An 11,343-nucleotide genomic window follows, 5' to 3' on the forward strand; every position below is an offset into this window, starting at 1 on the left:
GGACGCGAAAGCGCCTGGGCAGAGGGTGATTTCGGCGGTGAAGGAGTGGGGATCGTGCAGGCGCTCGACGGGACAATGATCGGCCGCGAGAGCGAGCAGGAGGTGCTGTCGGCATTCGTGGCCGACAGCGGGGGCCGCTCCCTCGTCCTGCGCGGTGACACAGGTGTGGGCAAGAGCGCGCTGCTGGAACATGTGGCCGACCTCGCGAAAGCTCAGGAGTACCGGGTCATCCGGGCCGCCGGGGTCGAGGCCGAGTCGGAGCTGCCGTTCGCCGGACTGCACCAGTTCCTGTATCCGCTGCTGTCCTCCATCGACCGCCTCGACGACGTGCACCGCACCGTCTTCGACGTCGTCTTCGGCCGGAGCGCGGGGACGCCCCCCTCGGTCATGACCCTCGGCATCGCCGTGCTCGACCTGCTCTCCCTCGCCGCGTCGGACCAACCCCTGCTGCTCGTGCTCGACGACGGCCAGTGGATGGACGAGTCCAGCACCGAGGTGTGCGGCTTCGTGGGCCGCCGGCTGACCGGCAGCTCGGTGAAGCTCGTCGTCGTGCTCCGCTCCGACCTGCGCTCGGGTTTCGACACCGCCGCGCTGCCGGAACTGCCGGTGACCACGCTGTCGGAGAAGGCCTCCGAGCAGCTCCTCGACGCCCGCCACCCGGGGCTCGCCCCCCGTATCCGCCGGCTCGTCCTCGACGAGGCGCAGGGCAACCCGCTGGCCCTGCTCGAACTGCCGCCGTACGTACGGCGGGCCGGACACGCCCCCGAGGAGGTGCTCGGCTACACCGGCATACCGCTCCCGGTGCGCCTGCAGCATGTGTACGGCGCCCGGATCGAGGCCCTCGACGACGGAGTGCGCGCGGAACTGCTGCGCGGCGCGCTGGACGGCGCCGGCGCAAGCGCCGGTCGCTCGCGAGGCACCCGCTACCGCATGACCGGGGCCGACGAGGCCGCGGACTGCGGCCTGCTGGACGTCGATCCGCTCACCGGCGACTTCGTCTTCCGCCACCCCTTGGTGCGCTCGACCGTAGTGCAGACGGCGACGCCCAACGAACGGCGGGCGGCCCACGCCCTGCTCGCGCAGGTGCACCGGGACGATCTGGAACGCCGCGCCACCCACCTGGCCGCCTCGACGATCGACCCCGACGAGGAGGCCGCGGCCGTGCTGGAGGCGGCCGCCGACTCCGCCACGGTGCGGGGCGGCGCGCAGGCCGCCGTCGCCTGGCTGACCCGGGCCGCGGAGCTGAGCGAGAGCCACGAGGCACGCTCCCGGCGCCTGGGCAGCGCGGCCTACATCGCCGGCCACTCCGGCCGCCTCGACCAGGCCCGCCAGCTGATCCGCTCGGGCAGCGGCTCCGGACCCGGCGCGTCACCGAGCTCGGTGGTCACCTCGGGGTACGTCGCGCTCTTCGAGGACGGGGACGTCCGCTCCTCTCACCGCCAGGTCTGCGCGGCGATCGAGAGCATGCGCGAGGCGGGGGTGCGCGAGCCGGACGTCATCCTCACCCGTCTCGTCGACCTGCTGCTGGCCATCAGCCAGTACGCGAGTGACGAGGCCGCCTGGGAGCGTACCCACGAACTCCTCGACAGCTTGGGCGACCTGGTGTCCTCACACTCGCGGATCTACCAGGACGCCTGGGGCGACGTGGTGCTCCGCGGCGCCGGTGTGCACGAGCGGGTGGAGCGCGCCTTCACCGGCCTCGCCGACCGGGAGCCGTGGGACGTCACCCGGCTGGGAGTCGCCGCGTACCACGTGGACATCCTCAGCCGGTACCGGTCTCATCTGCAGCGCACCGTGGACCGCGAGGTGGAGACGGGCGCGCTGGCCGACGGCATGACGATGCTGCACCTGATCATGCTCGGCCAGATCGCGTCCGGTGAGTGGGGTGAGGCGCAGCGCACCGGGGAGCGGTGTCTGGAGCTGACAACGGCCCACCAGCACGATCTGTTCACGTATCACACCCACGCCTATCTGGGGCAGATCGCCGCGCTGCGGGGCAACGTCGAACGGGCCCGGGAGCTACAGGCCGAGGTCGACACCTGGGCCCGGCCGCGCGGTGTCGGCTTCCTCACCCAGATCACCGACTCCATCGGCACCACCGCCGCCCTCGCCGAGGGCGACTACGAGGCCGCCTACCTCCACGCGATCGGCATCACACCCCCCGGCACCTTCAAGGCCTACGCCCACCAGGCCCCCCGCACCCTCCTCGACCTCGTCGAAGCGGCCCTGCACACCGGCCGGGCCGAGCAGGCCCGCACCCACGCCCTCGCGGCCGAAGCCGCCCGCCTCCCCGACCTCTCACCCCGCCTCGCCCTGATCACCTACGGCGCCCTCGCCATGACGACCACCGACCCCGCCGAGGCCGAGGCCCTTTACCACCGCGCCGAGACCCATCCGCACGCCGCCGACCACCCCTACGAACTCGCCCGCATCCATCTCGCGCACGGCATTTGGCTGCGCCACACCCGGGGGCGCAAGGCCGCCCGGCTGCCGCTCACCCTCGCCGCGGAGACCTTCGAGCGGCTCGGGACACCCACCTGGACCGAGCGCGCCCGGGCCGAGTTGCTGGCCACCGGCGCCTCCCCGCTCGCGCCCTCGGCCGACCTCACCGCCCTGACCTGGCAGGAGCGCCGGATCGCCGATCTCGCGGCCGGCGGGCTGACCAACAAGGAGATCGGCCAGCGGATGCACCTCTCGCCCCGCACCGTCAGTTCCCATCTGTACCGGGTCTTCCCCAAGCTCGGCATCACCTCCCGCGCCGCGCTGCGCGACGCCCTCGCCAAGGTGCCCGGCGAGCGAAACATGTGACCGCGGGCGGTCAGTACGGCCGGACGCCCTGGTCGTCGAGCCAGCCGAGCACGTGATCGGCGACGTAGCGCCAGCCGTTGTCCACGACGAGAGAGTGCGCACGGTCCGCGAACTGCTTGAGCTCCGTTATGGCCGTGGAGTCGCCGTAGGCCTTGTACGCGGCCCGGGTGACGGAGTCCGGGACGAGTCGGTCCTCCTGACCCGAGATGAGCAGCAGCGGTCCCCTGCCGGTGTTGGCCGTGTCGGCCTCGGCGGACGGGCCGCGCCCCGCGCCCGTGCCGTCCAGCTCGGTGAGGAGCTGGCGAGGGGCGGGCACCACGTACCGGTCGAAGAGCCGCTCGGCCTCCGCCGCGTCGAGCGTGTTCGCGAAGAGCGCCCGGAACCGCTCCGGGGAGAGCGACACCCGCGGGCCGGTTCCGCCCTCCTCTCCGGGCCACGGTCCGGGCCGGCCGCCGGGCAGCACGATGCCGTTGACGGGGGCGGGAGCGATGGCTACCGCGGCCCGGCCGAGGTCGACGCTGATCAGGTGCTGGGCGATGAGGCCGCCGACCGCGTGCCCGACAAGGACCGGCGCCGTATCGAAGGAGCGCACGATCCCCGCGTAGTGGTCCGTCAGAGCCTCCAGGCCGAGGTCACCGAAGGACGCGGGAGAGCGGCGCATCTCCACGGCGCCCGGCGCCTCCCCCGGCCAGCCGGGGGTGAGGACGAGGAACCCGCGGCCGGCGAAGCGGTCGGCCCATGACTCCCAGGAGAGCGCGTGCAGCCACTCACCATGGATGAAGACGACGGGCGTACGGTTCACGGTTGGCTCCTCCGAGCATGACGACCTTCCTGCGCACCGGCACGCGGGCGACGGTCCCAGCATCGTCGAGGCGCAGGTCAGGGACGACAGTCGAATGACTTAATGTCGGCGGCCGACCGGCCCGCACAAGCGGCGCCGGCCCGGCGCGAGAGCCGGTCCGGGGCGGGCGGGAGTCCTGTTTCGCGTCGCCGCCGACCGCACGCACCGTCGAAGCCGATGCATTACGACGGTCAACTTACTTATGTACGGCGATCACGCGCGGACGAGAGTGGGTCGAGTCAGTTTCCGCCCCACAGAAGGGCCTCTCGTCATGAGCGGCAACCATCCCGGTGTCCAGGCTCCCCAAACGGCCCCCTACGACCGCGGCCCCGAGCTGGTCCTGGACATCGAGCGGGTACTGGGCGTCTCGGCCCGGCAGGCGGTCAGGGCGGAGTTCGTATTCGATCCCGATGCGCCCCTGACCGTCCGCGTGGAGTTCCTCGTCGAGGACGGTCCTCGGGTGTCGTGGCAAATCGGCCGCGACCTGCTGTGGCAGGGGCTGTACTCGGCAAGCGGTCTCGGCGACGTACAGATCTGGCCGGCGTACGCGGCGCAGGACGCGACCATCGCCCGGTTGCTGCTGGCCTCCGGGGACATGGCCGCCCTGTTCGAGCTGCCCGTGTCGCCGCTGGCCCGGTGGCTGGAGTACACCTACGAGCTCGTCCCCGCCGGTGCGGAACTCTCCGCGGTCGACTGGGACCGGGCGAGCGCCGACCTGATCCGGCCGGGAGCGTGAACGCGCGGCGGGAGCGGTCCCGTCGCTCTGAAGAGGGACTCCTACGACCGGAGTGTTCACTGGCTGGTCCCGGCCGGCTCAGGGCGCGGCGGTCGATATCGCCGACTCGGCGGCGCGGCGGTACTCCTCGTTGATGCGCTGTGCCTCTTCGAGCTGGCCCCCGAGGCTGACGATCAGGGTGTCAGAGGTCCGTTCCGAGGTGCGTGGTGCAGAAGTCGGCGAGCTTGTCGAGGACACGGTCGATGTACTCCTTCTTGTCGTAGAGGTCGACGTGGCTTGCGCCCTCGATCCAGTGGAGTTCCTTTGGGCCGGTGGCCCGCTGGTGGACGTCGACGGCCATCCAGGAGGTGACGGCGCGGGCTCCGACGACCTGGAGCAGGGGGCGGGGGTCGATCAGTGGCACGGCGTGGAAGGCGTCGAAGAAGGCGAGCCTGTCGACGCTCTCCCAGGCGAGGGATTTCGCCGAACGCTCGTGCGCCCCGCGCGGCGTGCAGTAGTACTCGAAGCCCTCCACGCCGTGTTCCCCGCCGAGCGCGGCGGCCTGTTCGGCGGTCTCGGGGAACATCGTCAGCACGCCGGGGTCCTCGCCGCGGGCCGCGGCGGTGCGGGCCCGGGCCGCGGCGTCGAGCAGGCTCCGGAAGACGGCCGGGTCCTGGGTGCCGTCGGCGCCCAGCCGGAACTGGCGGGCGACATCCACGCCGCTGACGGTGGCGACGGCCCGGACGCGGTGGTCGCCACCGGCGGCGGCGAGCGCGTAGCCGCCGGAGGCGCAGATGCCCAGCAGGCCGATGCGGCCGGCGTCGACCTCGTCCCGAGTGGTGAGGAAGGAGACGGCGGCCTTGAAGTCCTCCACCCGCTGAGCGGGGTCCTCCAGCCCGCGCGGCAGGCCCTCGGACTCGCCCTGGTGGGCGGCGTCGAACGCGAGGGTGACGAAGCCGCGCTCGGCCATCCGCCGCGCGTAGGTGCCGGACGTCTGCTCCTTCACACCGGTGCCGGGATGACCGACCACGAGGGCCGGGCGCAGACCCACCGCCGGGGCGTCGGGGGTGTAGAGGTGTGCGGCGATCCGGAGGCCGGCGCTGTCGAAGGTGACGCTGGTGCGGGACATGGAATCTCCCTGAGGTGTGTGTGGGTTTCTCTCCGTGTCCGGGAACGTCTCTACGATTGCGCCGGATCGGCTGAGGGAAAGAACCAGGTTTCTGCCTGGGAGAGAACTTTCCCGCTCACCTCCGGATCGCCCGCAACGGTCGTCACAGGCCGAGATCGAGGGCGAAGCATGAGAAGTGCTGCCACTGTCCCTCGGGGTTGTACCCGCCGTTGACCTTGGCGTTCAGCCTGCTGTCCACGCCCTGGGTCGTGTCCTCGGCGCAGACGCGCTCGGGGAGCTTCCCGAATCGCGCGTGCCGCGCCGCCGCGGCGGCGTCGATGGTGGCTTTCTGATTCACGACCGTCCTCCACTTCGTGGATCGCGTCCGCATGTATCCCGGACAGCCACCAGTCTCCACACTCCCACGTAACCAGTCAAGGTGGTTACGAAGAACGGTCAGTCCACGCTGCCTGCGTCCAGGGCGAGCAGGCCGGTGACGGCCAGGCGCAGGGTGCGGGCGAGGCGCTCGGCGAAGTCGACCTTCGTGGCCGCGAGCTCCGGGTCCCGCTGGGCCTCGACGACGGCCGGAGAGGGGTGGGCGAAGGGCCAGAGGCCGGCGGTGCAGACGATGGCCAGGGAGACCACCTCGCGGGCGGCGGCCGGGTCCAGCGCGGGGATGTGCGCACGCAGCAGGCCGGCGAGCGTGCCCAGTAGCCGGGTGTGAGCCAGTTTGAAGTCACACACCGCCTCGGCGGAGATGTTCCGTTCGAGTTCGGAGCCCAGCGAGCCGATCAGTTCGCACAGCATGGTGCGACCGACCAGCGACCGGGCCACGGCCTCGGTCACGTCCTTGGGCTGCAGCGGTCCGGCCGCTCCGCCGGCCGCCAACTCAGTGGGCAACTCCTCGGTCCAGCGGGCGAGTTCACGGTTGAGAAGCTCGAAGAAGACCGCTTCCCGGGTCTCGAAGTAACGCACGACGTTGGTCTTCGAGACCCCCACCCGCCGGCTCAGCTCGCGCAGGCTGATGTCCCTGACATGATCGTTCCACAACTGGTAGGTTCACGGCCGTCCAAAGAGGGGCCTCGGAGGGTGCGGATGGACACAACGGCGTTCGGGCGGCTCCTTCGGGAGGCGCGGCAGCGTGCGCTGCTGACCCTGGAGAGCCTGGCCGAGGCGTCCGGCGTGAGTGTCCGCGCCATCAGCGACATGGAGCGGGGCCAGAGCCTTCCCCGCCATGCGACGTTGAGCGAGCTGATGGACGCCCTGGGGCTGGCCGAGGACGAGCGTCGGCGGTTCGTCGAGGCCTCCACGCAGCGCACCCGGCAGGTTCCGCGGCAGCTGCCGCCCGACCTCGCCGCGTTCCGCGGTCACGAACGCGCCCTGGCCGCAGTCGAGGAGCTCACCCGGGGCGCGGCCGGAGCCGGCCGGCATGTCGTCATCTCCGCGATCGGCGGCATGGCGGGGGTGGGCAAGACGACGCTCGCCGTGCACTGGGCCCACCGGGTGGCGGACCGCTTCCCGGACGGCCAGCTGTATGTGAACCTGCGCGGCTTCGACGACTCCGGGCTGCCGCTCGACCCCGGCGAGGCCCTGGGCGGGTTCCTCGACGCGCTCGGGGTGCCCAGCGCCGCCGTACCGCGCGGTACCGCGGAGCGCAGTGCCCTCTTCCAGGAGCGGACGGGGTCCCGGCGGCTGATCGTCGTCCTCGACAATGCGCGCAACGAGGAGCAGGTCAGGCCGCTCCTGCCGGCGTCCGCCGGGTGCCTGACCATCGTCACCTCGCGCAGCCGGCTCTCCGGTCTGGCCGTCGCCGAGGGCGCCTCGATGGTCGACCTGGACGTGTGGACCCGGCAGGAGGCGCTGGCGGCCCTGGCGGCCCGGATCGGCGAGGAACGGTGCCGCACCGAGCCCGCGGCCTGCTCGGACCTGGTGGAGCTGTGCGCGTACCTGCCGCTGGCCGTCGCCATCGTGGGCGCCCAGCTGCGCGCCGATCCGCACGTCCCGCTCCACGTCGGCGTGCGCGAGCTGCGGGAGTCGCGCTCGCGCCTCGACGCTCTGTCCACCGACGAACGGCACGGTGACGTCCGCGCCGTCCTCTCCTGGTCGTACCGGGCGCTGGCGCCCGAGACGGCCCGCTTCTTCCGGTACCTGACGCTGCACCCCGGGCCGTCGGTCTCGGCGGAGGCCGCCGCCTCGCTCGCGGGCGTGGCGATGGCACAGGCCCGGCGGCACCTGCGGGAGCTGACCTCGGCGAACCTGCTGTCGCGCGACGCGGAGGGCCGGTACGTCCTGCACGATCTGCTGCGCGCCTACGGCGCCGAGCTCGTCGAACGGGAGAAGGACGACCGGTTCGGCGCCGAGATGCGGCTCCTGGACTATCTGCGGCACAACGCCAACGCGGCCACCGGGGTCCTCGACCGGCGCCCCGGACTCGAACCGACCGGTCCCCCGGCCGAGGGCGTGGTGCGGGTCGCCGTCGGCAGCCGCGAGGAAGCGCTGGAGTGGTTCGGCCAGGAGGAGTCGACCGTCGCGGCCGCCCTGCGTTCCATGGAGGACCCCCGGCTGCTGCGCTACCGGGTGGACCTCACGGACGACTGGGTGAGTTACTACTCCGTCCTGGGTCGCTGGGCCGACGAGATCGCGGCCAAGCGGATCGGTCTGGAGGCGGCCCTCGCACTGGACGACCCGGTCGCCGTCGTCCGCAACAGCTCCAGTCTGGCCCGCGCGCTCGCCGAGACGGGTCAGGTCGAGGAGGCCGAGGATCAAGTGAGCCTGATGCTGGCGCGGTTGGACCGCCTGCCGCGCGCGCTGCGGGCCACCACCGAGCGGAGCATCGGCTGGGTGCGCGGCCGGCAGGGGCGTCATTCCGAGGCCCTGGAGCACGCCCGGCGGGCCCTGGCGCTCTTCCGTGCACTCGGGGACCGCGGCAGCGCGGCCCGCGAACTCAACGCCGTCGGCTGGTACTTGACGCTGCTCGGTGAGCACCGACAGGCGATCGACATGTGCGAACAGGCACTGCCCATCCTGCGCGAGACCGGCAACCGCCGCAGCGAGGCGGCGACCTGGGACAGCATCGGCTACGCCCGGCACCGGCTGGGCGACCTGGACGCCGCGATCGCCGACTACCGCAGGTCTCTTCAGCTCTACGAAGAGGTCCTCGACGCCTACAACCAGGCCGACGTGCTGGATCACATCGCGTCGGCGCAACAGGAACGGGGCGACGTGGAACAGGCCCGGGCGAGCTGGACACGGGCCGCCGAGTTGCTGAGCGAGATCGGCAACCCGCGCGCCGCGGAGCTGCGGGCCAGAGCCGACGAACTCGCCGCGCCACATTGACATCAGCCGGTGGCGGGCGGCGCGCCCGGCGGGGGCAGGGCCGCCATCTTGGCGTGTATCTTCGCGGCGCCGGCGCTGCGCAGGGCGCCGAGCAGTTCGGCGGCCCGCGTCCAGCTCGCGCGCGCCTGTTCCACGTCCCCCAGTTCCAGGAGCGCCGTGGCCAGATGGTCGAGCACCCCGGCCTGGCTGTAGTCGTCGTGGAGCTGGGCGAAGAGGCCGCGCGACGTCTCGAAGCCGGCGACCGCCGCCTCCAGATCGCCCAGGCCCTTGCGGGCATAGCCGATCCCCTGCCAGGCGCCCGCCTCGAACCGCCGGTCGCCGACTGCGCGGAGCAGCGGGATGGCCTCCTCGCTCGTGTCGATGGCCTCCTGGTACTCGCCGAGCTGGGCCAGCACCCAACCGACGTTGCTCAGCGCGCTCGCGATGCCGCCCTGGCTGCCGAGCGCGCGGTTGATCGTCAGGGTCGAGCGGGCGTGCCGCAGGGCCTCGGCGAACCGGCCCTGACGGATGCGGAAGTAGCCGATCTCCCGCTCGGCGCGGGCCCGGTCCCGCTGCGGCAGCCGGTCCAGTCGACCGAGTATCTGCTCGATCACCGACTCGGCCCGGTCGTCCTGGCCCGTCTCCAGCAGGGTCCGGGCCAGGATCGAACGGATCCGGACGGTGGCGACCGGGTCGTCCAGGGCGAGAGCGGCGTCCAGGCCGGCGCGCGCGAGGGGGAGTTCCTCGGGCCAGCGGCCGGCGGCCATGTTGTAGCCGATCCACTCCAGGGTGAGGTTCACCAGGGGGCGCCGCAACGCGGGTTCGTCCCTGGTCCGCAGCGCGGCGCCGACGGCCGGCTCCTCCTGGCGGAACCAGCTCAGCGCCTCGTCGCGGTCGTCGAACGCCACCTCCACGACCCCCTCGACGGGCTGGATGTCGGGGCCGGGGTCCAGGTGCGTGACGAACACGTTGGCGTGGTGGGCGTTGTGGCGCAGGTAGTCGAGCAGGCGCGCCCGAGGCGCGACACGGTCGTCGTGCTCCTGGTCGAACAGCTCGGTGCCGTAGGCGCGGACCAGGTCGTGCAGGACGTAGCGGCCGTCGGCGTCCCGGGACAGCAGGCTGGCGGTGGTCAGCTCCCGCAGATGGCGGCGGGCGGCGGTCATGTCGACGCCGGCCAGAGAGGCGGCGGCCTCGGCGGACAGCGCGGGGCCGGGGTGCACGGACATGGAGCGGAAGAACCGAGCCGTGCCGGCGGTGAGCGCGCGGTAGGACCAGGAGAAGACGGCCCGTACGTCGACGCGCTGATCGTCGGTGGCGAGGGCGTCGAGCCGCGGCCGGGTCTGGCGCAGCTCGCGCACGCCCAGGCGCAGCGGCAGCCGCTGCTCGGCACCCAGCTGGGCCCCGACGACCGAGACGGCCAGGGGCAGGAAGCCGCACAGCTCGACCAGTTCGGCGGCGGCCTCTGGTTCGGCCCGGCACCGCTCCTCGCCGATCCGGGCCGCCAGGGCCGCCAGCGCCTCCTCGGGTGACCACACGTCGAGGCTGATCCGGGAGACGCCCTCCACGACCGCCAGGGCGGAGAGGTGGTCGCGGGAGGTGACGATGGTCAAGCAGTCGACGGCGGCGGGCAGCAGCGGTAGCACCTGCGCGGAGTCCCGCGCGTTGTCCAGGACCACGATCAGCCGCCGCGCCGTGGTCTGCCGACGGAACAGGGCGCCGCGCTCCTCGACGCCTGCGGGGATGTCGCTGCTGGGCACGCCGAGGGCCCGGAGGAACCCGCCGAGCGCCTCGCCGGGATCCAGGGGCTGCCCGGAGGGTTCGAAGCCGCGCAGGTTCGCGTACAGCTGACCGTCCGGGAAGCGGTCCGCCATCCGGTGCGCCCAGTGCACCGCCAGGGCGGTCTTGCCCACCCCGGCCATGCCGCCGACGGCGAAGACGAGGCGCCCGCCTTCCGCGGTGATCCGGTCGGTGATCGCCTGCGCGGCCTCCTGGGCCGCCTCATGACCGCGGAACACGGCGAGATCCGGCGGCAGTTGTTGTGGGACGGGGCGGTCGGGCGCGGGGCGCGTGGCCATCTGCACCAGCCGGCGCCGCTCGGCCTCGCCCAGTTCGAGCGCGTCCATCAGCTCGCCCAAGGTGGCCCGGCGGGGCAGGCTGTGCCCGCGTTCCATGTCGCTGATGGCCCGGACGCTCACGCCGGACGCCTCGGCCAGGCCCTCCAGCGTCAGTAACGAACGCTGCCGCTCCTCGCGCAGCAGCCGACCGAACGCGCTCTTGTTCATTCCCACCCAGCCAGCCAGTACGGGGCCCTTCCGCCGAGGTCCGCCGCCACGTCGACGGCGTAAAGATAGCAGTTCTGGATCGAGCAATCCGTTACAGGCGACTCTCCGACATCGCCCAGGGCCAGAAGGACTCCCAGGCCGAGAACATCGTCCGGGGCTGCCCCTGCTCTTGGGCAAGCTGCATGGGAACTGCCTGTTGTCGTGAACCGGTGTCCGGTGAGATGGGCTCAGGCATGAGAGCGCCCCGGGATCGGGAGGGGACCGCTCGATGTCC

Annotated in this window: 8 protein-coding genes; 3 read left to right on the top strand and 5 right to left on the bottom strand. The window is 72.4% G+C overall.

Features of this window, described 5'->3' with window-relative positions:
- The first annotated feature begins 75 nt into the window (after positions 1-75).
- Entirely contained in the window at positions 76-2,808 is a 2,733-nt protein-coding gene (locus ACZ45E_RS22105) for a helix-turn-helix transcriptional regulator (RefSeq protein WP_468223104.1), read from the top strand.
- 10 nt (positions 2,809-2,818) lie between these two features.
- Here the strand turns inward: ACZ45E_RS22105 and ACZ45E_RS22110 are convergent, their stop codons facing one another.
- Positions 2,819-3,610 (bottom strand): alpha/beta hydrolase, encoded by a 792-nt coding sequence (locus tag ACZ45E_RS22110; RefSeq protein WP_468222913.1) that lies wholly within the window; start codon positions 3,608-3,610, stop codon positions 2,819-2,821.
- 310 nt (positions 3,611-3,920) lie between these two features.
- Between ACZ45E_RS22110 and ACZ45E_RS22115 the strand changes: the two genes are divergently transcribed.
- On the top strand, positions 3,921-4,385 hold the full coding sequence (locus ACZ45E_RS22115; protein ID WP_468222915.1) for an SsgA family sporulation/cell division regulator: 465 nt from the start codon (positions 3,921-3,923) through the stop codon (positions 4,383-4,385).
- A gap of 181 nt (positions 4,386-4,566) precedes the next feature.
- On the opposite strand, the gene ACZ45E_RS22120 is transcribed toward ACZ45E_RS22115, so the two are convergent.
- From ACZ45E_RS22120 to ACZ45E_RS22130, 3 genes are all read right to left on the bottom strand, one after another.
- Positions 4,567-5,493, bottom strand: coding sequence for an alpha/beta hydrolase (locus ACZ45E_RS22120; protein ID WP_468222916.1), 927 nt, complete (start codon positions 5,491-5,493; stop codon positions 4,567-4,569).
- Between the two features lie 142 nt (positions 5,494-5,635).
- Positions 5,636-5,830 (bottom strand): hypothetical protein, encoded by a 195-nt coding sequence (locus tag ACZ45E_RS22125; RefSeq protein ID WP_468222917.1) that lies wholly within the window; start codon positions 5,828-5,830, stop codon positions 5,636-5,638.
- A gap of 98 nt (positions 5,831-5,928) precedes the next feature.
- A complete protein-coding gene (locus ACZ45E_RS22130; RefSeq protein WP_468222920.1) occupies positions 5,929-6,522 on the bottom strand; it encodes a TetR/AcrR family transcriptional regulator in 594 nt (197 codons plus the stop codon).
- Between the two features lie 45 nt (positions 6,523-6,567).
- Between ACZ45E_RS22130 and ACZ45E_RS22135 the strand changes: the two genes are divergently transcribed.
- Positions 6,568-8,808, top strand: a complete 2,241-nt coding sequence (locus tag ACZ45E_RS22135; protein WP_468222923.1) for an ATP-binding protein — start codon at positions 6,568-6,570, stop codon at positions 8,806-8,808.
- A 2-nt stretch (positions 8,809-8,810) separates the two neighbouring features.
- Here the strand turns inward: ACZ45E_RS22135 and ACZ45E_RS22140 are convergent, their stop codons facing one another.
- Positions 8,811-11,069: a tetratricopeptide repeat protein gene (locus ACZ45E_RS22140; RefSeq protein WP_468222925.1), complete on the bottom strand. Its 2,259-nt coding sequence runs from the start codon at positions 11,067-11,069 to the stop codon at positions 8,811-8,813.
- Positions 11,070-11,343: the final 274 nt, after the last annotated feature.

The sequence above is a fragment of the Streptomyces sp. NPDC030991 genome (assembly GCF_055571235.1).